This window comes from Ruminococcus flavefaciens, assembly GCF_900116855.1.
Taxonomy (GTDB): Bacteria; Bacillota; Clostridia; order Oscillospirales; family Ruminococcaceae; genus Ruminococcus; species Ruminococcus flavefaciens_R.
In genome coordinates this window covers 193,979-218,476 of the sequence record NZ_UETD01000008.1, presented here as the reverse complement: position 1 = coordinate 218,476, position 24,498 = coordinate 193,979, and the positions used below count along the sequence as shown (strand labels likewise).

Here is a 24,498-nt window from a genome sequence, read left to right as displayed (position 1 = left end):
CAGGAAAGGAAACAGTTATGGTAAAGGATATTGTAAGAGATGAAAAGATACTCAGCGTCAAGTCTGAGCCTGCCACAAGGGCGGATATGCAGACCGTCAGGGACCTTCTTGACACGGTGCAGGCTAATTCGGAAAGATGCGTGGGTATGGCTGCAAATATGATAGGTGTCCACAAGACTATCCTTGTAGCGCTTATAGGCGAGGAGTATATTGCTATGATAAATCCCCGTATCGTGGATAAGTCCAAGGAGACCTACGAGACCGAGGAGGGCTGTCTCTCACTGAGCGGTGTGCGCCCCGTCACCAGATTCCGCACTATCTGTGTGGAGTATCTGGATAAGAAGTTCAAGCGCCGCCGCGGTATTTTCCGCGACTATGAGGCGGAGATAATCCAGCACGAAATGGACCACTTTGAGGGAAAGATAATCTGAATTCACAGAAAGTGCCGCTCCTTCATATAATACAGCGAGGGAGGGAAGTCTCCCTCCCTTAATACGGCGGTATTCCGCCATATGGAGGAATCACTATGGCAACTTTCTATAATCAGGCAACACTGTCCTACAACGGAACGGTGGCAAGCTCAAATATAACCGCAGGTGAGATACTCGAGGTGCTCTCGGCTTCAAAGACTGCGGTGCCCGACAACTATTCACGGGGAAGTGATAACGTTTTTGTGGTAAGTATCGTGAATACAGGCTCTTCCTGCTATAACGGCATTACTGTCACAGACGACCTCGGTGAGTACAGCTTCGGTGAGGCTGGCGGTGCTGCTGTGCCCCTGACCTACAAGGAGGGCAGCCTCATATACTATGTGAACGGCGTTCAGCAGCCTGCACCTGTGGTGACTTCATTGTCGCCCCTTACCATAACAGGTGTCAATGTGCCTGCAGGCGGCAATGCCACACTCATTTACGCTGCCGAGACCAACGAATTTGCTCCCATGGGCGCAGATGCGGTAATAACCAATACCGCCACAGTCAGCGGAGCAGGCTTTGAGGCGGTGACGGCTTCTGCCGATATCGCTTACACCGAGGGTATCGACCTTGCTATCAGCAAGTCACTCAGTCCTGCGGCTGTTGAGGAGAACGGCGAGGTGACCTACACCTTTGTTATCCAGAACTTCGGTACAGTTCCCGCAGAGGCTGCTGATAATGTCATATTCAGCGACGCCTTTACTCCTGCGCTCAGCGGTATCACCGCGGAGTTCAACGGAGCGGCATGGGCTTCGGGCACAAACTACGCCTATGACCCTGCTACGGGAGTATTTACCAGCCTTGACGGCATGATAACCGTTCCTGCGGCTCAGTTCGTTCAGGACGAGACCACAGGCGAGTGGAGCTCTCAGGCAGGTGTAAGTACTCTCATCATCAGAGGCAGACTGGTATAAAAGCACAGCTAAAATAAAAACAAGCGGACACATTTGTGTCCGCTTTCTTTATACCGTGTATCCCATTGCTCTGAAGCTGTCTATCAGTTCGCCCAGTATCTCCGCATTTGTGGAGGATACCGAGTGAAGCAGCAGTATCTCGCCGCCGTGTGCAGCTTCCGTAAGCTTTCTGAGCCCCTCCTGAGGAGATGGCTGCTGATCGGTCTTCCAGTCCACATAGGCACTGCTCCAGAAAAGGGTCTTATAGCCGCACTGCTGCGCGGTCTCAAGCGCCTTTTCGGAGTATTCTCCGCATGGGCAGCGGAAGTACTGCATCTGATAGCCGTAGTTGTTCATGACGTAGTTGTGGAGCGACATTATCTCTTCCTTTGCGTTCTCATCGGAGAGGGTGGGCAGACTGGCATGAGTCATGCCGTGATTTCCGAGGACGTGTCCCTCGTCTATCATTCGCTGCACAAGAGCGCTCTCCGTTTTTGCATAAGGACCTGTCAGGAAGAATATCGCCTGTACGTCCTTTTCCTTCAGTGTATCCAGTATCTTTGCGGTATAGCCGTTTTCATAGCCCTGATCAAAGGTGATGATTATTCGCTTTTCATCCTCCGACAGGGCGAAGGCATCAAGGTCGCCGTATCGGCTGTTGAACTGCACTGCGTCAACGGGACGGTTTTTCTCGTCCGTTGCCGTTCCCTGACCGTAGCCGATCTTCGTGCTATCGGCAGCATATACCGCCGTACACGGCATTACAGCCGCAGTCAGCAGGGCAGCGTATGGTTTTATCTTCATAAGCATTTACCTCTGATTAAGTTGGTGCGGATCGCTCCGCAAATGTATTATGAGCATCTGCAGCTTCAAAAAACATGGATAATTCTGCATTTTTCGCAATTTTTTGCATAATATTTACCGAGGTGATCTTATGGACGAAACTGAGGAGCTGACTGCGGAGGAGGATACTGTTGAGGTGATAGCTGAGGAGATATCCCGTAAGAAAAAGGGAAAAGCCGATGATATCATTGCTTTTCAGGCAGTGGTGTGTATATTGCTGGCGGCGGCGTTTTTTGTGGGAAATATGCTTTATCCCGAGGTAACTGCTCCCGTTTTCGGGAAGCTCCGCTCCCTGACCGCAGACAGCTCCGACATCATGCCAAATCCCATAGACATAGGAGCTTCTCTGATTGATAAGCTTTAAGACTTGCGGCGTTACCGTCAGGGTGGACTTCTCTTTTCTGGTGTTCAATGCTCTTGTGTTCCTTTTCCGTGACAGCGCTCTGGTGCTGGCGTTTTATACCACCTGTGCGATACATGAATTCGGTCATATACTTGCACTGTGGCTGACTGGGGGAAGACTCTCCGCGGTCAGTTTCAGCGGCGCAGGCATCCGTATGGAGACTGTCCGTGCTGCCGCGGAGCCCGTAAGAAGGAGCCTTGCGGTGCTTCTGGCAGGACCTGCCGCAAACCTTCTGGTGTTCGGGCTCATGAGGCTGGCGGACTGCGGCGGTACCTTTCCTGTGCTGAACCTGCTGGCGGCGGCGTATAATATGCTGCCCTTCCGCTGCCTTGATGGGGGAGCGGTCATAGCTCTGTTCACTGTGGGGACTCCTCACGAACGCACCGCGGAGCTGGTGCTGAACGCTGTCCGGCTGCTTATTATCGTTTTTGCAGCGTTGGCGTTCTTTAAGTTGAGAGTTGTGAGTTGAGAGTTGGATTTAAGCCGTTAGCCCATAGCCATTAGCCGTTAGCCTGATGTAGGGGCGGCGTTCCGCCGCCCGATAATAAAGCGGCGAAGCCGCTTCCTAATGGCTAAAAGCTAAAGGCTAAGGGCTTCGGAATTTAACACCGAAGGTGTTAAATTCCGATTTACCATAGCAAAAAACATTGCCCCGAGGTGCTTTGAAGCGCTTCGGGGCAAAACTTCTGTATGTGAATCCTTTTCTTATATCTCATCATAGTCCAGACCATACTGGTCGGCGTAGTAATGAGCTCTTGCGTCGTTGGGAGCAAGATACTCGCCGCCGTATTTATAGCAGGCTGCAAGGAGCTCCGCTGCCTCCTTGTCACCGCCTGCAGCTGCCTTCTGGAAGCAATCTGCGGCGTTGGCGAAGTTCTTGGCGGTGCCTGTTCCGTTTGCGTAGCAGCAGCCCAGTGCCTTCTGTGCCGCTGTATGCCGCTGTGCAGCAGCAAGCTCATACATCTCCTTGGCGGCGATGGGGTCCTTTGCTGTGCCCTCACCTCGTTCAAGGCACCAGCCGCAGGAGTACTGACCGTTGGGGTCATCCTGCGAAGCGGCTTCACGATACCATCTGTACGCTTCGGCAGTATTTTTTGGGACGCCTGTGCCGTTGTAGCAGCATTCTCCGTAGTTGTACTGCGCCTTGGCGTGACCAAGCTCCGCAGCTTTTCTGAAGCTGTCCGCGGCTGCTCTTGGGTCGCGCTGTGTGCCCTCTCCGCTGAGGAGACAGCTGCCCAGATTGTTCAGTGCGTCAAGGTCGCCCTTTTCAGCAGCCTTTCTGAACATCATTACCGCAGTCACTCTGTCCTTGGTGACTCCGTTGCCCGAGTAGTAGCAGCAGCCAAGGTCGAAAAGCGCGGCTGCGTGACCGTTGTCAGCTGCCTGCTTGAGCCAGTATATCGCCTTGGGCGGATCGTGCTCCACACCTGTTCCGTTGAGATGCATACAACCCAGCCTGAACTGTGCATTGGGGTCGCCAAGCTGTGCAAGCTTCATTATTCCCTCGGGAGTATCATCGTCTGCGTATACTCCGTAGCGGCGAGAGTAGTACTCTGCCCTTGCATTGTCTGGAGGGAAGCCGCTTCCGCCTGTGAGATAGCAGCGTATCAGCGCCTTCTGGGAGTCGTAGTCGCCCTGCTCGGCTGCCTGCTCGTAGCGGTAAGCCGCCTTTGCGATGTTGCGCTCTGCGCCCTGTCCCAGATAGTAGCAGTCCGCCAGCTTTTTCTGTGAGCTGCAATCGCCGCGGTCTGCCGCGACGGTGTACCACTTGACAGCCTTTGCGTAATCCTGCTTGACGCCCCTGCCGTAGAAAAATCGCTCTCCAAGATTGAAGCCGGCGTCATTGTCGCCGTTCTGAGCGCGGCGGAAAAGGTCCTCGATAAGCGATGAGGAAGCCATATATGCCTGCTGAGCAGGCTGTGCGGTCTGCTGAGTCTGTGAGACTGTCATCTGCCAGCCGAGAGCACCTGCGATACTGCGTACCACCAGCTCTGCCTTTTCGTCGTTGAGGTATTCGGTTATATCCGACATAGCCCTGCCCACTATGGCTTCGGGCGTTTTGTTGCCGTCGGTGACAGCACTGTTTTCCTTTATGAAGATAGTCCCCACGTTTTCGCTGAGCGCAACGAAGAACGCCTTGTTCTCCTTGCCCAGTCGGGGAGCAAAGTCTGAAAATGCCGAGCAGAACCTCTTGTGGTCCGCAAGAATATCTATGCCGAAGCGGTCGATGACCTGCTTTACGGCATCGGTGGTCTCGGCGAGGAGCTTGTTGTCCATATATCCCTCCGTATGAGTTTACATTATTCTGTTTTCGCTGCTGTTAAAAAATGGCTGAGGAGAGGCTTTTGCCTGTGCAATGCGGCTGCTGAGCCTGTCAAGGAGCTCCTTTTCCAGCTCCGCCGAAGATGCGAGCGTGCCTGTCCACTCGCTGAGGGCGGCATATCCCTCGCTGAGAAAGCGCTCTGCTCCTGCGATATCGTTGTAGATGCCAAAGGCGTAATATGCCATGACTCTTCTGCCGTTGGGGTCTGTATCGGCGGTGATGGTTTTCTCCATCTTGTTGAATATCATATCTGCGAACTCTCTGTTTGGCTCAACTTCGGAGAAGAAGAACAGGAGATTGTTATAAACTGCCGCATCAGACTTCAAAAATTCGAGACCGATCAGCTTGTCCATCATACGATGAGAGGGTACGCGCATACTCTCGTAATCGCCTATTGCCGCAAGGTATCCCATATAAATATTATAGTGCCGCTTTTTATCGAGTTCGCTTACATTTCTGAAGCCGAGCTGCTCAAGGGGCTTTACGTCAAGAGAGCTGTAGCTCTCGCCGTTTCTTAAACGCTGGAACAGAGAGTCCAGATATTTGTTCGCAGGGCTTGCACTCGAAACGAGAACGTAAATGAGTATGACGATATTAGAAACTGCAAAAAACGCCATTCCGAATCCAAATCCGTATAATGCTGCCGCTGCATATCCGAAGTGCATCCCGAAGACGGAGTACGCTGTTAAACATATCGCTGCGGCTGCTCCCGTCTGTACGGCAAAGAGGATCACAATTAGAAGAAATTCTGTTTTTTTATTATGGGGCTTGCGGGTTTCCGGAACAATTCTGACTTGTATAATGGGAGTGTAGTCTCCCTTTGATATCTTCCAGCCGTCATCGCTGTGTTTGAGATCAAGCCGGAGAAAAGATACCTCTTTCAGCCGCGTTCCGAACATAGGTCCGAAAATCAGGAATACAAGTGTCCTCAGGATAGTTTGTATGTACAGTGCTGGGAGTATGCACAGAACAAAAAGCATGATCTTCATTTAGTGGTTCTCCTTATCAGAAAAGGGCGGAAGACCGCCCCTGTGTATCAGAATATATCAAGATATGTGATTAGTTCGGCGTTCATTATTGTGGTGTAGGAAAGATACCAGCGTCCGTCCAGCTCTACAAAGGCGCAGCCGTTTCCGATGAAGGAATGGTCATCGTTGCCGTCCTTGTAGTAAACATATCCGCAGTCGGCGGCAGCTGTGAATCCCGTATTCAGAGTCTTGTTGAAGTCGGCAAGCTCGTTGTCGCCTGTGGTCCTCAGCAGGTCCTCGGTAAGGGAAACTGTCCACTTATCAGGGGCAACATCGGATTTTTCCTTCATTATATCGTGTATTGCCTGTATGGACTGCTTTATGGCGTTGATAACATTTGAACGCTTGAATACCACCTGTGGATTTTTGCCCTCCAGCAGGTCTGTGGAGCGCAGGTATGAGTGATAGGCTTCTATCTCCTCCTCGCAGAGCATATCGTATACGGCGTCAGCATTTCCCGTGAGATAGGCGCTGTAGTACGCCTTTGCCGCCTCAAAGCTGCTGTCGTAGCCCTTTTTCACAGCCTTTGTGGGAGCCTGCGGTGCTTCTGTTGCCGCAGGTGCGGTGGTCTCCGCAGCAGATGTGGTAGTCGTCCCGGCGGAGGTGGTGAGAGTGGTGGACTCTGCCGTTGATGCCGATGATGAGGTGGTGGCAGCTGCTTCCGTGTTTTCCTGAGAAGCGGCAGCAGTTTCCGAAGTGGTCTCTGTAATGGCAGAGGAGCTTTCCTCTGCGGCTCCGCTCTGTGAGCTTTTCTTGTTATCGCAGCTCCATAGTGCGGAGGATAGCACGGCAGTAAGAATAACTGCCCATGCGCGTTTTGTGAGCTTCATATTTATCTCCTTATAGTCAAGATAGTAATATTATAGCTCCAAAATCACTTTCCGTCAATACAAAACTTGTCCTTTTGTCAAAAAAGCCGAAAAACACAGCCCGGGGCATAAGGGCTACACTCATATAGAATGCTATAGCAAATTATCGGGGAAAAACCTTTCTGAGGAAAGGTTCTCCTCTGACGGAGGCGCGCCCCTCTGTCACTGCGTGACATCTCCCCGCACTGCGGGGAGTCACCCCGAACCCCTTTTCCAAAGACTTTATAACTGAATTTAGCCCAGACAGGGCGCTGCACACAAAATGTGAAAACCAGTATAATACTGGGAGCGCCCTGTCTGGGCTAAATTAAATGCTGAAAGTTTTAGGGGAGGAGTTTGAGGAGAGACCCTTTTTCAAAAGGGTCCTCCTCAATAATAAACTGTAAATCTTCTATATTAGTACCGCCCTTAATGCCCCGGGCTGATGATGTACTTGATTTTCAACTTTAAACTTTCAACTCCTGACTTCTCAGTATCAGTAGTCCTTTTTCTTGCCGCAGACCTTGCACACCTTGCTCAGGAGCTTGAAGTCTCCGCCGCAGTATATGCACTTTCCTGCTGCCTTTCGGCTGGCGACTACGGTCTCGTAGTAGGCGGGGAAGCTGACTGCATTGTCGGCAAGGTTAGGCCATGAGATGGTGGTGAGCTTGGGACAGTCTGTAAAACCGCCGCTTACCTTTTTCAGTGACGCTGGCAGTCTTATGCTCTCAAGGTTGGTACAGCCGCTGAAATCTCCTATGGCTGTTACTCCCGATGGGATATCCAGAGCTCTTAGTCCCGTACAGCCGCGGAAGCCGTCCACGCTGAGGACTCCGCCGGGTATCTCTACATTTTTAAGTGAGATGCAGTTCTGGAATGAGGATGCGCCAATAGACTTTATGGTCTTGGGAAGCCCCACTGCGGCGAGGGCGGTACAGTTAGCGAAGGTACACTCCTCGATGAGCGATACGCCGTCGGGAATGACAACGCGCTCTATCTGCTCACAGCCCGAAAAAGCGTACTTTCCGATCTGCGCCACATATTTCGGTATTTCTATGGCTTTCAGGTTCTTGCAGCCCGAAAACGCGAATGCGCCTATCTCAGTGAGAAGGTCGGGGAGCTCAACAGATGTGAGTGATGAGCAGTCCGCAAAGAGACAGTCGGATATATGTCTTAGCTGCGGCGGCAGCACCAGCTCCGTAAGGGAGGTGCAGCCGCGGAAAGCCCATGGTCCCAGAGTTTTTATGCTGTCGGGAAATTTTATCTCCTCCAGTGCGGTGCAGCCGCGGAAGGCATAGCCGCCTATCTCCTCCACCTTGTCGTGGATCACGACCTTTTTCAGCGTGGTGTTGTTCTCAAAGACGTTATCGCCTATTTTATGGACGTTTCCTGGGATAGTCACCTCTGAGGAGCTGCCCTTGTAGGCGGTGAGTACGCCCTCACTTACCTCAAAGTCTGTGCTGTTCTTCTTTACGGCTTTGACCTTTTTTGCCACATCTCTGTGCTGAGAGCGGTATTTCTTAATTGCTTTGTCAACTACAAATGGCGTACTGCAGTGCGGACACACCCATGCGTCCTTTGTATTGTCAACTTCAACGGTCTTATTGCAGCTTGTGCAAATAGCATTTACTAATGGCATACAGATCCCCCTTATTATGTCATAATTTTATATTATAATTGTATCACTTTGCCTGTCTGATGTCAACGAATTTACCGCAAAAACGACAAAATAAACATACTATGTTATCTTGATTTGTGCTGAATGTATATTGCGGCATAAAAAAAGAGCTGCATAAAGCAGCCCTTTTGTGGTACAATTTTTATTAGAGCATGGAAGCTCTGAGCTCCTCGCCGCTGAGCTTTGAAAGGTATGCAGGCGGAACGTCGAATGCTGTCTTGCAGCCTGTTGCGCCTTCAGCCTTCATTCTTGCAAGTGCTCTTGCGAAGCAGATGAGAACGCTTGCTGTGAACTCGGGGTTGGACTCCAGCTTCAGTGAATACTCGATCATCTGGTGAGTCTTTTCGCCGTCGCCTGTGAGACCGCTTCTCATTACGAAGCCGCCGTGAGGCATCTTGTTGTGCTTAGCGTCGAACTCCTCCTCGGTGATGAAGTTTACAGTTGTATCGTACTGGTCGAAGTAGTTCTTCATGGTCTTGATATCGTTCTCGATCTTAGCCAGATCAGCTCCCTCCTCGGGAACTACCCAGCACTCTCTGAGGTGCTTCTGGCGTGTTGTCAGCTCGGGCTGGCTGCCGCTGCGGACAGCTTCCATAGCGGACTCAACGGGAACTGTGTACTGGATACCTCTCTTGACGCCCTCAACACGGCGGATAGCGTCTGAGTGGCCCTGACTTACGCCCTTGCCCCAGAATGTGTAGCTCTTGCCGTTGGGGAGAATGGACTCTGCGTAGAGTCTGTTCAGTGAGAAGAGACCGGGATCCCAGCCCAGAGAGATGAATGCAAGGTGACCGTTTTCCTTTGCAGCCTTGTCAACGTTTGCAAAGTGCTCGGGTATTCTTGCGTGTGTGTCGAAGCTGTCGATAACGTTGAACAGCTTAGCCATTTCGGGAGTCTGCTTGGGAAGATCGGTAGCGCTTCCGCCGCAGATTATCATAACGTCTATGTCGTTTGTCATTTTCTCAGCATCTGCAATGCTGTAAACCTTAGCACCTGCTGTGAGGGGCTTGACTGTGGAAGGATCGCGGCGTGTGAAAATACCAACGAGTTCCATGTCATCGTTCTGACGGATAGCAAGCTCTACGCCTCTGCCGAGATTACCGTATCCTGAGATACCTATTCTGATTTTTTCCATATGGAAATACCTCCTTTGAAATACTGTGCTCGCCATTGAACACAGCTTACATACATTATAGCACCTTTTTTCAGAGTTGTAAAGCATTAAATCAGAATTTTGCTTTGCAAAATTCTGATTTAAGCCATTAGCCGTCAGCCGTCAGCCGTCAGCTAATGTAGGGGACGCCGCCCCCGGCGTCCCGAAAAATTGGAGTTGTAGGGACGAACCATGTTCGCTCGTGTTAAAATTGATGTGTATTTGTAGGGGGCGCACATTGTGCGCCCCCTACAAATGTATATTATTATCTGCGCTTCTTCTTTGCCTTGTGTCTGAGCAGCACCAGTCCTGTCAGGGCTGCTGCCTTTGCAGCGGTGACTGCTACCTTTTTCGGGTCTATCTTTGTGCGTATGTTCTGCGGAACATCCTGTGCGGTGTCCAGAGTGCCCTTGCCGGCGGTCTTCATGGAGCCGCCCTCAACGTGCAGGACGCCGAAATCCTTGCTGAATTCCATTATTTTTCCTCCGTTATTGGCTCTGCGATAAGGAACTTTATCTTTTTGCCCTCATCGGTGAACATCTTCTCATGCTCGGTGACGAAGTTCTCGTAGGGGCTCTCTGCGTGGAGGTCCCATGTCTTGTACTTTATCCTGAAGCCTGCCTCCTCGAAGTACTCGAAGGACTCCTCGAAAAGCTCGTCGTCATCGGTCTTGAACCACAGCTCGCCGCGGAGGAACTTCTTGTAGTTCACCAGCTGACGGGTGTGGGTGAGGCGGCGCTTCTTGTGCTTTTTCTTGGGCCACGGATTGCAGAAGTTGATATATATGCGGTCTGCACGGTCGTTCTCGTCCCATGCCAGCTCAAGGCGCTCGATGTTCTGGATGGCTATGCGGACATTGTCGGGAGCTTTGCCCTTTTCCTCATAGGCAGCCTCCAGCTTGCGCTTTGCCAGCACCAGCATCTCGTTCTTGATATCCATGGCTATGAAGTTGACCTCGGGGTGGGCGGGAGCAGCCTGCGATATGAAGCCTCCCTTACCGCAGCCAAGCTCCACATAAAGCGGCTTGTCGGGCTCCGCAAAGAGCTCTCTCCAGTGACCTATCTGCTTCTGGGGTTCGTGTATGTAAAAGGGACAAGCCTCAAGCTCGGGCTTTGCCCATGGTTTATGACGTATTCTCATGACGTACCTCCCGTGAAAATATACACTATTATAACATATAAGTGCGAAAATAGCAAGATGCGCGGAGAAAAACTGCCGTTTTATGATTCTTCGCCGCGAAACAGCCTGCGGGGGCTCCCCGCTTATAACATAAAAGTTTGATAATAGCAAGGGGCGTTTTTAATAGTGATTAGTGGTTAGTGCTTAGTGAGCAGAGGGGAGTGAGTAGAAAGTAGTGAGTAGAAAGTAGTGCTTAGTGAATAGTGGATTGAAGGGAGACGGCATATTTAAATAGGTAAGGGAGAGGAGTTCTCCTGACAGAATGTGCGGCTTTGATAGATTTTTCATATTTTACTTGACAAACAAACGGATTTATTGTATATTTAATATGTATAGGTACGGCATGGTGCTGTATCTGAATAATATTTAATACGAGAGGGGTATTAAAAATGATCTTAAAAAAGCTAACAGCAGCGGTTTCTGCTCTGGCTATGTCAGCAAGTGTGCTGGCTTACGTTCCCACAGGCACTGAGGGCAATGTTGCAGCAGCAGATTCCAAGTACAACTACGCAGAGGCGCTCCAGAAGTCCATGTTCTTCTATGAAGTTCAGCAGGCAGGCAAGCTTCCCGACTGGAACTATGTAACATGGCGCGCTGATTCAATGGTGAACGAGGACGGCGAGGAGACAGACGTCTGCAAGGGCGGCTGGTTCGACGCAGGTGACCACTTCAAGTTCACTCTTACAAACGCTTATTCCGCTTCAGTTCTCGCATGGGGCTACCTTGAGTACAAGGACGCCGTTGACAAGCAGGGACTGGGCGAGGTCTACCGCAATAACGTGCAGTGGGGTCTCGATTACCTCATGCAGTGCGACAGAGGAAACAAGATCATCGGTACTATCGGTGACTTCAAGGGCGGTTCTACCGACCATAACATCTGGTGCAGCGCAGAGGTATACCTCCGCAAGCATCATCTCAACGGCGGCGACTGGGATCGTCCCTATGACGAGATAGCAGACTCTACCACAATGGCTCTTTCCGCAGCAGCTCTTGCTGAGGGTTATCTCATGTTCAAGGACTCTCAGCCCGACAAGGCTAAGGCTTATCTCGATCAGGCTAAGACCTATTTCAAGACTGCCGATACTATCAGAAAGAACGAAAACGGCGCTATGGCAGATATGTACAAGCCCTCATCATGGGTAGATGACTGTATGTACGCTGCTATCTGGCTCTACAGAGCAACAGGCGATCAGTCCTATATGGACAAGGTAAAGAGCGATTATCTTCCCAAGTTCCCCCTTGAGGATCAGTCCACAGACCGCAAGTTCACATGGGGCTTATGCTGGGACGATACCTCTCAGGCTGCTGCTCTCCTCTATGCTCAGGAGACAGGCGACAAGGAGTGGGTGGACCATGTTTCACATCACCTTGATTACTGGATAGACGGATACCACAACAAGAAGATAGATTACACTCCCGACGGTATGGCTTGGCTGTTCAGCTGGGGCTCCGCCCGTCATGTAAGTGCAACAGCTTGGCTGGCTCAGCTGGCAAGCGATACCATCTTCAAGGATGACAGCGCTCACGCAAAGAAGTACAATGACTGGGCTAAGGGTCAGATGGACTATATCTTCGGCGATAACGGTCTGAAGATGAGCTATGTTCTCGGCATGGGCGACAATCAGCCTTCAGCTTTCCACCACAGAACAGCTTCCGGTATCCACGACGACCACTGGAACGAGCTTGGACAGGAAACAGGCGGCGCAGAGGGCTGGCAGACAGAGTATGCTCATACTCTCTACGGTGCTCTCGTAGGCGGTCCCGACCAGTCAGGAAAGTATGTAAATCAGGTTTCAAAATATGAGTATTCAGAAGTAGCTATCGACTACAACGCAGGCTATACAGCTGCTCTTTGTGCTCTCGTTGACGATTACGGCGGAACTACCGATCCTTCATTCCCTCCCACAGAGACTCCCAAGTGGGCTGAGTGGGAGATCGCAGCTACTCTCAACGGCAGCGGCGACAGCTACACAGAGATCAAGGCTTGGGCTATGAACCACACAGCATGGCCTGCAAGAGTTGCCAAGGATATCGAGTATCGTTACTACTTCGACATCTCCGAGGCTCTCGAAAAGGGTCTCTCTGCCAAGGATATCACAGTAGAAGGCAAGTCACAGCAGTACAAGCAGGGCGAGCAGGGCTACGCAACTGTTTCAGGTCCTTATAAATATGAAGGCGATGCTTCGGGCAACATCTACTACGCTCTCATCAAGTTCGAGGACGGCAGAGCTATTCAGCCTACAGGACAGAGCGAGCACAGAGATGAAGTACAGTTCAGAGTTTCAATTCCCGATGCTATCGACGGTCAGTCCACAAAGGGCGCTTGGGACCCCACTAACGACTGGTCCTACAAGGGCGGTATCTCAAAGGATACAGACCTGAAGAAGGCTAATTCACTCAATAAGAACATGACCATGTATGTTGACGGCAAGCTTGTATGGGGTACTGAGCCCGACGGCACTGAGCCCGAGCCCTACACAGTTCCCGGAAAGGAGCCCGTGAGTAGTACAACGACCACAACAACAAGTACAACCACAACAAGCACAACAACTACCACCGTTACCACCTCAACTACTTCCACAGTTGACGACATCCTTTGGGGAGACACTAATTGCGACGGCACGGTTGAGCTGGCAGATGCTATTCTCATAATGCAGTCACTGGCTAATCCCGACAAGTACGGTGTAGGCGGCTCATTCGAGAAGCCCCTCACAGAAAAGGGACGCCTGAACGGAGATGTAGACCCCGATGTTAAGGGACTTACAAGCAACGATGCTCTTGCTATACAGGAGTATCTCCTCCACATAATTGACGCACTTCCTAAAAAGTAATAATCAATTCACAAATAAGAAATAAGAGGAAATTCGTTTCCTCTTATTTTTTTTAGCTTTTTGTCAATCTGCACAATTATGCTTACCTGCCATTAGGAAAATGAACGAATTTCCAGAAAACTATTTACTTTTTTTTCACGATATAATATAATATGATTGATGAGTTAGGATTAGTGCAAGTTCTCTTCGGACACCAAGCTCATTTCTCGAAAACACGGTATAACCGCAATGTTTGCACTGGCATTGCGTTATAAATTTATATTTAAAAAATCAGGGAGGGTATTCAAATGCACAAGAAAATTGCAAAAGCAGTCACAAGCAGCCTGATGGCAGCTTCAATGGTTGCTTCAAGTGTTGCAGCTCTCATTCCTATGAGCGCAGCAGCAGGTAACTGTCTTGGACAGAACGACTTCGATGACGGAATCGGTCTTCCTTGGCATATTTGCGTAACAAACCCCGCAGAGCAGAAGTTCGATATCTCAGGTGGTACATATAACTGTACTATCGTTAACCCCGGCGGAAAAGAGCGCGGCGGTGACTCAAGATGGGACTGCCAGTTCAGACACAGAAGCCTTCACATCGAGCAGGGTCATAAGTATACTATCCACTGGGAAGTTGATGCTACCAGCGCAGGTGAGCTCCATACTCATATCGCACCTCTTAGCGGTGTAGGCGGCGTATGGCAGAACAATTCCGAGCAGTGGGAGCAGGGTTGGAACAACGTTAAGATCTCTGAGGGTCACAACGAGTTCGACAGCTCATTCACAGCTAAGGAAACTCTGGAAGTTGCTGAGTGGGCATTCCACTACGGCGGAGCTGGCCCATACCAGCCCAGCGACTGCTTCCCCAAGGATACAACTCTGAGTTTCGATAACATGAAGCTCGAGTGCGAGACCTGTGGTTCTGAATTCGTAAGCGCAAGCAAGACACCTTGTCTCTGGGATCCTACAAACGAACTGGGCGTTATCACTCCCAGAAGTGACGTAAGAATCAACCAGGTTGGTTACTTCGTTGGCGCTGACAAGAAGGCTACTTACGCTACAAGCGAAGAGAAGAGCGCTGTAAGCTTCACAGTTAAGAAGAACGGTACAGCTGTATTCACAGGTAAAGGTAAGCCCATCGGCTTTGATAAGGATGCAGGCGACTACTGCCAGATCCTCGACTTCTCATCAGTTGACGAGCCCGGCACATATACTATCGAAGTAGACGACACTTCAAATACATTCCTGAACAAGAAGACAAAGGAAACATACAAGAAGTACATCAGCCACGAGTTCAAGATCGGCGCTGGTGATACATATAAGGGCATTCTCAAGGATGCTATGAACTACTATTACCAGAACCGTTCAGGTATGGATATCGAGGAGAAGTACATCACTTCCTACAATCCTAAGGACGACAAGTCCAAGCTCGCTCATAAGGGCGGTCACGCACCTAAGGATATGGCTTATGTTCAGTCTAAGTGGGTAAGAGCTTACGGTCAGGAATTCGACGGAGACAAGGACTATCAGATCGACTGCGTAGGCGGTTGGTATGATGCCGGTGACCACGGTAAGTACGTTGTTAACGGCGGTATCTCTGTATGGACTCTCCAGAATATGTATGAGAGATCAAAGGCTCACGGTACAGATTCCAAGTGGATCGACAACGAAGATACAATGCTCATTCCTCAGAGCTACAAGGTTGGCAATATCTCATTCAGCGGTTCAGGTACTCCTGACGTTCTCGATGAGGCAAGAGTTGAGCTCGAGTGGATGTTCAACATGATCGTTTCATCAAGCGATAAGTCATGGTCTGACTGTGAAGGTCTTGTATATCACAAGATGCACGACCACAAGTGGACAGGTCTTGCTACAAAGCCTTGGGACTACGCTGGCGAGAAGCTCGCTGACGGTTCAGACGGTTGGAACACAACTCGTATAGTTAAGCCTCCTACGTATGCTGCTACATTCAACATGATCGCTTGCGCTGCACAGGCTGCACGTCTGTGGAAGGGATACGATGACGCATTTGCTGATGAGTGTCTCGAGAAGGCTAAGACTTCATGGAAGGCTGTAATGGCTAAGGAGAAAAAGTGGCACGGCGTAGACAACGGCAAGGATGCTTGGAAGACGGATCCTCAGTTCGCTCCTCTCGATCAGGCTATCGGCGGCGGCGGCTACGGTGATACATACGTAGACGACGATGCTTACTGGGCAGCTTGTGAGCTCTACTCAACAACAGGTGATGACGAGTACTACAACTTCCTCAAGGATTATAAGAACATCCACGAGGGCGACGGCCACGATAAGGCATTTGATCTTACTTGCAGCCTCGGCGGCGGTGAGAACAACGGTTCATTCAGCTCCTTCAACTGGGGTTGTACAGCCGGTCTGGGTACTCTTACCCTCCTCCTCAGCGACAAGACTTCTGCTGCTGATAAGGCTACAATCGAGAAGAACATTCAGACAGCTGCTGATACATACATCGACTTCGAGAACGGCTCATCCAACGGTATGGGTATTCCTTACAAGGGAACTAAGTTCACTGATGATATCAACGCTCCCGGCGTAATCATCGAGGGTTATGAGTGGGGTTCAAACTCATTCGTAATCAACAATGCTATCGTTATGGCTTATGCTTACGATGTATCTAACCACAACATGAAGTACGCTAACGGTATGGTTTCAGCTCTTGACTACATCTTCGGACGTAATGGTCTTGGCTTCTCATTCGTTACAGGTTACGGTACATATCACTCTGAGAATCCTCACCACAGATACTGGTCTTACGAGCTTGACCACAGCTTCCCGATGGCTCCTTCAGGAGTTATGTCAGGTGGTTGCGGCGCAGGACTCCAGGATCCCTATGTTGGTGGTCTCGGCTATCAGCGTGGTAAGGTTGCTTCACAGAAGTGCTTCGTTGACTCTATCGAGGCTTGGTCTGTTAACGAGGTTACCATCAACTGGAATGCTCCTTTCGCTTGGGCTATGTCATTCTTTGATGATGAGGCTAAGAACTTCAGTGGAGATGTTCAGACAACAACATCTACAACAACTAAAGTTACAACTACAACTACAACCACAACAGCTACAACTCCTGTTAAGGATCCCGTATGGGGCGATACAAACTGTGACGGTACAGTTGAGCTGGCTGACGCTATCCTCATCATGCAGTACCTCGCTAACCCCAACAAGTACAGCATCACTGAGCAGGGTAAGCTTAACGGTGACGTTGACAAGACAGTTAACGGACTTACTTCTAACGATGCTCTCCGCATCCAGGAGTACCTCCTCCACCTCAGATCAACACTCAATCCTAACGCATAATTTTAGGATAGTAAATACAATAAAGCGGCGCTTCGGCGTCGCTTTGTTTTATAAAATCAGGAGGGGATATTCTGGCTAATATTCTTGATTATATGGACTGGCGCGGCGATGTGCCCTTTTCAGCCGATCCCTTCAATGAGATCGACGGTCTGATACTGTCCCAGTTCTGTTATGTCATACTCGACGGTGTCGTCCCCGAAAGCTTTAGTGAGGAGATAAGCTTCCCCGAAGCCTACCGCAGCTACAACGCTGATGACGTTGACCCGAAGTGCAGGATACTGACCTTTGAGCAGGATAACCTGCTGTTCAGAAAGCTCGCTGAGTCAAGGCGCTTCCGCGGAACTACTCTCTGCGGCTACGTCAGCGACACCGAGCACTCTGAGGATATGCAGTTTTCGGCTATTACCTTCCGACTTTGCGACGGCAGCGGTTTCGTTGCCTTCAGAGGCACCGACGGTACAGTTACGGGCTGGAAGGAGGACTTTAACCTCAGCTATATGCAGCAGACCGCAGGTCAGCAGAGAGCCATTGAGTACATCAACGAGGCTTTTGCCGAGGGTGAATGTCCCATTAGATTGGGTGGTCACTCCAAAGGCGGCAATTCTGCCATTTACAGCTCGCTTTTCTGCGATGAAAGCATAAGGCAGAGGATAACCAATATCTATTCATACGACGGTCCCGGATTCAGGGACGAGATAATCTCGTCTGAGATATATCAGAAGATGCTGCCCCGTATAAGAAGCTTCATACCCGAGGCTTCCATTGTGGGAATGCTGCTGGGAAGCGGCTCCGACCCTAAGATCGTCAAGACCTCAGTCAACGGCATCAAGCAGCATTACGCCTATTACTGGGAGCTGCGCCGCAACAGGTTCGTACCTGCGGACAGACTGAAAAAGTCGGGGGACGTTATAAACAAGGCGATATCGGGACTTCTTTCCGACTTCAGCGATACCGAGAGGGAGATATTCACGGACTCACTGTTCGAGATACTGAAGGCTCCCGACAAGGAGACTCTGAAGGAGATCACCAAGCTGAGCTCTTACCCTGCTATAATCAAGGCGATATCAAAGCTTCGCCCCGAACAGCAGGCGGTAATGAAGGAGGCTTTCAAAAAGATCGCTCAGAACGGCACAGGTGCGTTCTTCAAACCACAATAACAAAAAGGCTTCACATTTCTGTGAAGCCTTTAGCTTTATTATTCAGTGATCAGACACCGTACTTAGCTGTAGCAACGGGAACTCCGGGGCCCATTGTTGAAGTAACTGTGCAGCTCTTGAGGTAAGTACCCTTAGCAGCAGCAGGCTTAGCCTTAACAACTGCTTCCATAAGAGTATTGAAGTTCTCCTCGAGCTTAGCAGCACCGAATGAAGCCTTGCCGATAGGGCAGTGGATAATGTTGGTCTTGTCGAGACGATACTCGATCTTACCAGCCTTAGCCTCTGTTACAGCCTTAGCAACATCGGGAGTTACTGTACCAGCCTTGGGGTTAGGCATAAGTCCACGGGGACCGAGGACCTTACCGAGACGACCTACGAGACCCATCATGTCAGGTGAAGCAACAACAACGTCGAAGTCCATCCAGTTTTCCTTCATGATCTTGTCAACGAGGTCCTGACCGCCAACGTACTCAGCGCCTGCAGCCTGAGCTGCCTCATACTTGTCTTCCTTGCAGAATACGCATACACGAACAGTCTTACCTGTACCGTTAGGAAGTACAACAGCGCCTCTGACCTGCTGGTCAGCGTGTCTTGAGTCAACGCCGAGACGGATGTGTGCCTCAATTGTTTCATCGAACTTAGCCTTTGCGTTCTTGCAAACTAAGTCAAGAGCCTCTGCGGACTCGTACTGCTTTGCATAATCAACAGCCTTTGCGCTGTCAACATATTTTTTGCCGTGTTTCATTATATTTCCTCCTATTTAAGTGGTAATACCGGGAGCTTATAGCTTACCCGATTAGCGGAATTTTCCTCCCACCAATAGAACTCCGAACGGGGAATAGCTCCCCACTTCATCATTCAAAAAATTGATTAGTCAACAACTACAACGCCCATTGAGCGAGCTGTACCAGCGATCATGCTCATAGCTGCCTCAAGAGAACCTGCGTTGAGGTCAGGCATCTTTGTCTCAGCTATCTTCTGAACCTGTTCCTTTGTGATGTTAGCGACCTTAGTCTTATTGGGAACTCCCGAACCGCTGTTGATGTTGCAAGCCTTCTTGATGAGGACTGCTGCAGGGGGAGTCTTTGTGATGAACGAGAATGAACGGTCTGCATAAACAGTGATAACAACAGGAATGATCATTCCGATGTCGTTCTTAGTTCTCTCGTTGAATTCCTTTGTGAATGCCATGATGTTTACACCGTGCTGACCCAGTGCAGGACCAACAGGGGGGGCAGGAGTAGCCTTTCCTGCTGCGATCTGAAGCTTAATGTAGCCAACTACTTTCTGTGCCATGTATTCGCACCTCCATAAATGTGGTAAATGGCGAGGCAAGAATTATTTTACCTCTCCCACGGAAACCCATACCTTGCGGGTTTCTTTTGACCTGAACTAATCCTCCACCTTGATTACCTGATTGATAGGCAATGTTGTGGGGGTTTCACGACCGAACATTGAGACGAGAAGGTCTACTGAACGATCGTCGAGATTGATGTTCTGAACGACACCGATAAATCCGTCCATAGCGGTACCCGAGATACGGACATTGTCGCCCACCTTGAAGTTTACCGAAACCGATGAAACCTCAACGCCGAAGAGCTTCTGTACTTCCTCTTCCGAGAGGGGAGTGGGCTCTGAAGCGGGGCCGACGAAGCCTGTACAGCCTCTGGTGTTTCTTACGACGTACCATGAATCGTCGTTCATGATCATCTTAACGAGAACGTAGCCCGGATAGGTCTTGCGTTCTACTTCTTTGGTTTTGCCGTCGGTGATCTCTGTTGCCTTTTCGGTAGGAACTCTGACCTCTTGGATAAGTTCATGAAGCTTACGGTTTTCTACAACCTTTTCAATATTCTGAGCTACCTTATTCTCATAGCCTGAATATGTGTGGATAACATACCACTTTGCTGCTTCTGACATAATGATCCTCCTGATCTCCTAAGAATTAGCCTGCGTTATAGATGAGACGCATAAGGCCAAGGCAGAGCTGATCGAAAGCACCTACCATTACTGCCGATGCTACGATAACACCGAGAACAACTGATGTGTTGTTGATAACAGTCTTTTTGGTCGGCCAAACCACTTTCTTGAATTCGATTCTGAGGTCCTTGAACCACTTGACAAGCTTGTTGCCCTGTTTCTTCTCGGACTTCTCCTTCTTTGAAGTTGTATTCTTAGCCATAAAAATACCCCTTCCGATTACTTTGTTTCCTTGTGAAGAGTATGCTTTCTGCAGAACTTGCAATGCTTCATCATTTCAATTCTGTCAGGGTCGTTCTTCTTGTTCTTCTTGGAAACATAGTTGCGCTGTTTGCACTCTGTGCAAGCTAAAGTAACCTTTACTCTCATATCGGCACCTCCTGAATTAGTACTTCCTTCGTTACCGAAGGTAGGTTGTTTGCCTCCCTCGCACGGGGACAAAAAAATAAACCCCCAACGAGGTACTAAAATTATAACATACATAAACCGAAAAGTCAAGCATTTTTCGCGAAAAAACTGAAATTTTCTTTTATAATAGTATAATGAGGGCACTTCTATTGACCGCGGGGGGGAAAAGTGATATAATTTAAGAAATGACTGCACGGGAAGGAGGGGGCTCATGTCTGATAACATCAAGGTCTCGGTGATAGTACCTGCTCACAACGAGGAGAAGTATGTCGGACGGTGCATAGAGTCCGTAAAACAGGCAGCTGCAAGGGTGAAATGCGGCGTGGAGGTCATAGTGGTCTGCAACAGGTGTACGGACCGTACTGCGGAGATTGCTCTTGCAGGCGGCGCCCGTGTGGTGTATGACGAGAGCCGCTGCATAGCAACTGTGCGGAATGCAGGAATTGCTGCGGCAAAGGGAAAGGTCATCATGACCATAGACTGCGACAACCGCATGACAGAGGGCACTATCCGCGAGGTGCTGGGAATGCTGAACAGCGGCAGATATATCGGCGGCGGAGCTCCTCTGCGCTTTGAGAGGTATTCTCCTGCATTGTGGCTCAACGACCTTATGTGCCGTGCAGGGTTCGGGCTCACGGGGCTGTACTGCGGTATTTTCTGGGCGGAGAAGCGGACCTTCGACGCCATCGGCGGCTTTGCAGAGAAAAAGGCAGGAGAGGATATCGCTACGGCTAAGGCGCTGAGAGCCTACGGAAAGAAGATGGGTAAGCGCTACGGCTGCCTAAGACGCAATCACCTTATCAACTCCACGCGGAAATACGATGATATGGGGGACTGGCTGTACTTCAGGCTCGCTTTCAGGAACGCAGGCGCTCTTATAAAGGCGGCTTTCGGCGACAGCAGCGAATACGACAAACTCATGGACGAGATGTTCTACGATTACAACGACAACAGAGCGAAAAGCTCGTAAGGAGGATATATATGAAGCTTGCAGAAGCATTACAGGAAAGAGCTGACCTCAACCGCAATATCGAGCAGCTCAGGGCAAGACTGGTAAACAATGCAATTGTTCAGGAAAACGAAAAGCCTGCGGAGGACCCCAAGGCTCTCATAAAGGAGCTGGACAGCTCGGCAGAGCGCCTTGAGGAGCTCATGCACCGCATAAACCGCACCAACTGTGCAACAGTCTCCGACGGAAAGACCATCACTGAGCTCATCGCAAGAAAGGACGCTCTCAAGGTGAAAATATCCGTATACAAGGACCTTGTTGCCAACGCCAGTCAGACAGGAAGGCGCGCCCGTATGACCGAGATAAAAATACTCAGCACCGTTGACGTAAAGAAGCTCCAGAAGCAGATAGACGATATGTCAAAGGAGCTCCGTCTCACCGACAACACCATACAGTCACTGAACTGGTCCACAGAGCTTCTTTAAGCTTTATCGGTGTAGCTCCTGCAAGGGCGAATGCAGAAAAAGTCTTTCCGAAAGGGAAGCATTTTGTATGGCAATGCCAAGAGCGGCATAGGGTCCGACTCCCTGTTCATCGTTACGCTCAGATACCGTACAAACGTATCGTTACAGCTTATTCTGTTATTTACCGTGCATTGACTTGAGGGAGCGAGGGCGTGGATCGGGGATATAGAAAAAATCATACTTCACGGAGGTATTTATGAAGCTTAAAAAGCTCTTTTCGGCGGCAGCTGCCGCCATGATAACAGTTGCGGCTCTGCCATGTGTTTCCTTTGCGGGAACGCCTGATCACTCCACTGTTATCGCAGGCAATATCACATACTACAAGTATTCGGACCACGTCGAGGTGGGCAGCGCTTTTCCGGCAAGCGGCACCGTTGATATCCCTGAAAGGATATCGGGACTTCCCGTTACTGCCGTGGGCGAGAAAGCCTTTTCGGGCTCAGATGTGGAAGTTGTCAATATTCCGGATTCGGTAAAAAGCATTAAGTCAGGCGCATTTGAAGCCTGTCCATTACTGTCATATGTGGTTATCCTCGGTGCTGACTGCCAGATCGCCGACAGCAGTACTACCATATCAAATAAGCTGAAGTCCGACGGCAAGACAGGGGAGTTCGGCGGTACTATCGAGGGTTATGACTCGTCGACAGCAATGGCTTATGCGAAAAAGTACGGTTATATCTTCAATTCTCTTGGAAAAGCTCCCGAAGCTGTTACTACTGCGACTACGGCGGTAAGTACAACATCGTCCACGACTGCCACTTCAACGACTACTGCAAAGGTGACGACCTCGACCGCTAAGGCAACTACTTCAACGACAAAAAAGACCACCAGCACCACTACTTCAACTACTACCACAACAACTTCAACCACTACTACCACCACCACCACCGTACAGCAGGGCAAGCCTGTTTTCAAGCTCAACAGCACAGAGGTGTACGAAAGCCGCTCCAAGGGCAGCGAGCAGCAGATGACCCTGTCGGTGGAAGGAGCAGACGGTCTTTACTGCGATACTGTGGTGTATGTGTACTTCGACAAGCGCCTGAAGAATTTTACGGCTGAGGCAGGAAGCGCTGTTGAAACGCTTACCAAAGCACAGGCTATGGGCGATACCAAGGATTTCGTGGTGCTCACTACCGCAGGCAGCGAGAATGCAGGCAGGGACGGAGAAATGTGGCGCTTTACATTTGCGCTTCCCGATGACTGCATGGCAGGGGACGAGTTCGACATAGAGGTAGGACTGTCGAAATATGGCGAAATAAAGCCGCTGTTCACGAATTTCGAGTACGATGCCAAGGGAACTGCCATGACGGAGCATATCTTCACAAAGGGACTTGCCAAGGGCAGTATCATCGTAGTTGAAGACCCGCCATACAAGCTTGGCGACGTTACCAATGACGGACTTATCGACTCTGTGGACGCTTCCCGTGTTCTGGCTGAGTACGCTGCGATATCCGCAAAAAAAGCGTCTACCTTTACCGATAAGAGACAGTACATTGCCGCAGATGTCAACGGCGACGGCAGTATCGACGCAGTGGACGCATCTGCTATACTTGCCTTTTATGCTTATCTTTCGGGAAAAGAACCTGTTTACGGCTTTGAAGAATTTCTGAAGAAAATGTAACGATTTAAGCCGTTAGCCCATAGCCATTAGCCGTTAGCCTGATGTAGGGGCGGCGAAGCCGCTTCCTGATGGCTAAAAGCTAAAGGCTAAGGGCTTCGGAATTTAACACCGAAGGTGTTAAATTCCGATTTATCTCAGCAAATAAATAACACAATGCCCCTGAGCTCTTTGAAGCGCTCAGGGGCAAATTTTTGTATCGGCATCTTTTTCAGCTTTATTTTCTGCTCACGGTCTTGCAGCAGCAGGCGCAGCTCACGGATGCAGCGCCGCTTCCGAGAAGTTCGGCTGTCAGCTCGCGGAGAGTGCTGCCTGTGGTGCATATGTCGTCGATCAGGAGTATATGCTTTCCCCTGACCTTGTCTTTGTCAGCGGCAAAGGCGCCGCGGAGATTTTGCGCTCTGGCAAGCTTGTTCAGTTCCTTCTGCGCCTTGGTGCTTTTTATCTTGCGCACAGCCTTTTCCTCAACGGCTATTCCAAGTTCCCTGCCAACCTCACGGGCTATGAGTGCAGACTGGTTAAAACCGCGGCGGAAGGTGTCCCTGCGGTACATCGGGACGGGAACTATCATATCTGCGCCCTCGGCAGCACCTTCTGCGCGGAGCCTGTCCGCAAGAGCGCCGCCGAGAGCATAGGCGGCATTGCCGTCGGTACCGTCCTTCAGCAGTATTATCGCAGGCTTTATGCTGTCATCGTAGTCAAATGCCGCGGTAAAGCTGACAGCTCCCTCAACGGAGAAGCCGCCCTTATAGATGCTGAGCTTTGCTGTGCAGTCGCCGCAGAAGCGGTCCATTGCGCCTATAAGGGCTCCGCAGACGGGACACCGCGTGGGGAAGAAAATGTGGAGAAGCCTTCGCTTCGTAATATATCTCATATCATCACCTATGGGAAAAGCTCCGTTT

24 protein-coding genes are annotated in these 24,498 nt (G+C 50.2%); 10 read left to right on the top strand and 14 right to left on the bottom strand.

The window, feature by feature from the left end:
• Positions 1 to 17: 17 nt before the first annotated feature.
• On the top strand, positions 18 to 431 hold the full coding sequence (locus DSZ37_RS10115) for a peptide deformylase (protein ID WP_109726785.1): 414 nt from the start codon (positions 18 to 20) through the stop codon (positions 429 to 431).
• 95 nt (positions 432 to 526) lie between these two features.
• Complete coding sequence (locus DSZ37_RS10110; protein ID WP_109726784.1) at positions 527 to 1,387, top strand: hypothetical protein; 861 nt, start codon at positions 527 to 529, stop codon at positions 1,385 to 1,387.
• A gap of 48 nt (positions 1,388 to 1,435) precedes the next feature.
• On the opposite strand, the gene DSZ37_RS10105 is transcribed toward DSZ37_RS10110, so the two are convergent.
• Positions 1,436 to 2,170, bottom strand: coding sequence for a polysaccharide deacetylase family protein (locus DSZ37_RS10105; RefSeq protein ID WP_109726783.1), 735 nt, complete (start codon positions 2,168 to 2,170; stop codon positions 1,436 to 1,438).
• Positions 2,171 to 2,300: 130 nt separating this feature from the next.
• On the opposite strand from DSZ37_RS10105, the gene DSZ37_RS10100 reads away from it, so the two are divergent.
• A complete protein-coding gene (locus tag DSZ37_RS10100; protein WP_109726782.1) occupies positions 2,301 to 2,573 on the top strand; it encodes a hypothetical protein in 273 nt (90 codons plus the stop codon).
• Entirely contained in the window at positions 2,560 to 3,081 is a 522-nt protein-coding gene (locus DSZ37_RS10095) for a hypothetical protein (protein ID WP_109726781.1), read from the top strand. Before DSZ37_RS10100 ends, DSZ37_RS10095 begins: the two co-directional genes overlap by 14 nt.
• Positions 3,082 to 3,317: 236 nt before the next feature.
• Here the strand turns inward: DSZ37_RS10095 and DSZ37_RS10090 are convergent, their stop codons facing one another.
• From DSZ37_RS10090 to trmB, 7 genes are all read right to left on the bottom strand, one after another.
• Positions 3,318 to 4,889 carry an SEL1-like repeat protein gene (locus DSZ37_RS10090; RefSeq protein WP_109726780.1) on the bottom strand — a complete coding sequence of 524 codons (1,572 nt, stop codon included), beginning with the start codon at positions 4,887 to 4,889 and terminating at the stop codon, positions 3,318 to 3,320.
• A gap of 18 nt (positions 4,890 to 4,907) precedes the next feature.
• Entirely contained in the window at positions 4,908 to 5,924 is a 1,017-nt protein-coding gene (locus tag DSZ37_RS10085; RefSeq protein WP_109726779.1) for a hypothetical protein, read from the bottom strand.
• A 47-nt stretch (positions 5,925 to 5,971) separates the two neighbouring features.
• Entirely contained in the window at positions 5,972 to 6,793 is an 822-nt protein-coding gene (locus DSZ37_RS10080) for a hypothetical protein (RefSeq protein WP_109726778.1), read from the bottom strand.
• Positions 6,794 to 7,307: 514 nt separating this feature from the next.
• Complete coding sequence (locus tag DSZ37_RS10070; protein ID WP_109726776.1) at positions 7,308 to 8,450, bottom strand: leucine-rich repeat domain-containing protein; 1,143 nt, start codon at positions 8,448 to 8,450, stop codon at positions 7,308 to 7,310.
• A 184-nt stretch (positions 8,451 to 8,634) separates the two neighbouring features.
• A complete protein-coding gene (locus tag DSZ37_RS10065) occupies positions 8,635 to 9,624 on the bottom strand; it encodes a diaminopimelate dehydrogenase (protein ID WP_109726775.1) in 990 nt (329 codons plus the stop codon).
• A 283-nt stretch (positions 9,625 to 9,907) separates the two neighbouring features.
• A complete protein-coding gene (locus DSZ37_RS10060) occupies positions 9,908 to 10,117 on the bottom strand; it encodes a hypothetical protein (RefSeq protein ID WP_028519208.1) in 210 nt (69 codons plus the stop codon).
• Positions 10,117 to 10,782 (bottom strand): tRNA (guanosine(46)-N7)-methyltransferase TrmB, encoded by a 666-nt coding sequence (gene trmB, locus DSZ37_RS10055; protein ID WP_109726774.1) that lies wholly within the window; start codon positions 10,780 to 10,782, stop codon positions 10,117 to 10,119. The genes DSZ37_RS10060 and trmB overlap by 1 nt, the downstream gene beginning before the upstream one ends.
• 428 nt (positions 10,783 to 11,210) lie before the next feature.
• Here trmB and DSZ37_RS10050 point away from each other — a divergent pair, with 428 nt between their 5' ends.
• The 3 genes from DSZ37_RS10050 (at position 11,211) to DSZ37_RS10040 (ending at position 18,117) form a co-directional block, all read left to right on the top strand.
• A complete protein-coding gene (locus DSZ37_RS10050; protein ID WP_109726773.1) occupies positions 11,211 to 13,652 on the top strand; it encodes a glycoside hydrolase family 9 protein in 2,442 nt (813 codons plus the stop codon).
• 287 nt (positions 13,653 to 13,939) lie between these two features.
• Entirely contained in the window at positions 13,940 to 16,960 is a 3,021-nt protein-coding gene (locus DSZ37_RS10045; protein WP_109726772.1) for a glycoside hydrolase family 9 protein, read from the top strand.
• Positions 16,961 to 17,052: 92 nt separating this feature from the next.
• Positions 17,053 to 18,117, top strand: coding sequence for an Mbeg1-like protein (locus DSZ37_RS10040; protein ID WP_109726771.1), 1,065 nt, complete (start codon positions 17,053 to 17,055; stop codon positions 18,115 to 18,117).
• A gap of 49 nt (positions 18,118 to 18,166) precedes the next feature.
• Here DSZ37_RS10040 and rplA read toward each other — a convergent pair whose 3' ends face one another.
• The 5 genes from rplA to rpmG form a co-directional block, all read right to left on the bottom strand.
• The gene (gene rplA / locus DSZ37_RS10035) at positions 18,167 to 18,862 is read right to left on the bottom strand and encodes a 50S ribosomal protein L1 (protein ID WP_028520847.1); all 696 of its coding nucleotides are present in this window, start codon (positions 18,860 to 18,862) and stop codon (positions 18,167 to 18,169) included.
• A 125-nt stretch (positions 18,863 to 18,987) separates the two neighbouring features.
• A complete protein-coding gene (rplK, locus tag DSZ37_RS10030; protein WP_019680811.1) occupies positions 18,988 to 19,413 on the bottom strand; it encodes a 50S ribosomal protein L11 in 426 nt (141 codons plus the stop codon).
• Between the two features lie 96 nt (positions 19,414 to 19,509).
• Positions 19,510 to 20,037, bottom strand: a complete 528-nt coding sequence (nusG, locus tag DSZ37_RS10025; RefSeq protein WP_109726770.1) for a transcription termination/antitermination protein NusG — start codon at positions 20,035 to 20,037, stop codon at positions 19,510 to 19,512.
• A gap of 25 nt (positions 20,038 to 20,062) precedes the next feature.
• A complete protein-coding gene (gene secE / locus DSZ37_RS10020; RefSeq protein WP_109726769.1) occupies positions 20,063 to 20,299 on the bottom strand; it encodes a preprotein translocase subunit SecE in 237 nt (78 codons plus the stop codon).
• Between the two features lie 17 nt (positions 20,300 to 20,316).
• Complete coding sequence (gene rpmG / locus DSZ37_RS10015) at positions 20,317 to 20,466, bottom strand: 50S ribosomal protein L33 (RefSeq protein WP_009984160.1); 150 nt, start codon at positions 20,464 to 20,466, stop codon at positions 20,317 to 20,319.
• Between the two features lie 250 nt (positions 20,467 to 20,716).
• On the opposite strand from rpmG, the gene DSZ37_RS10010 reads away from it, so the two are divergent.
• From DSZ37_RS10010 to DSZ37_RS17510, 3 genes are all read left to right on the top strand, one after another.
• Positions 20,717 to 21,475: a glycosyltransferase gene (locus tag DSZ37_RS10010; RefSeq protein WP_109726768.1), complete on the top strand. Its 759-nt coding sequence runs from the start codon at positions 20,717 to 20,719 to the stop codon at positions 21,473 to 21,475.
• A gap of 11 nt (positions 21,476 to 21,486) precedes the next feature.
• Entirely contained in the window at positions 21,487 to 21,939 is a 453-nt protein-coding gene (locus DSZ37_RS10005; protein ID WP_109726767.1) for a DIP1984 family protein, read from the top strand.
• A 235-nt stretch (positions 21,940 to 22,174) separates the two neighbouring features.
• Positions 22,175 to 23,599, top strand: a complete 1,425-nt coding sequence (locus tag DSZ37_RS17510; RefSeq protein ID WP_146198176.1) for a dockerin type I domain-containing protein — start codon at positions 22,175 to 22,177, stop codon at positions 23,597 to 23,599.
• Positions 23,600 to 23,813: 214 nt separating this feature from the next.
• Here the strand turns inward: DSZ37_RS17510 and DSZ37_RS09990 are convergent, their stop codons facing one another.
• A complete protein-coding gene (locus DSZ37_RS09990; RefSeq protein ID WP_109726764.1) occupies positions 23,814 to 24,470 on the bottom strand; it encodes a ComF family protein in 657 nt (218 codons plus the stop codon).
• Positions 24,471 to 24,498: the final 28 nt, after the last annotated feature.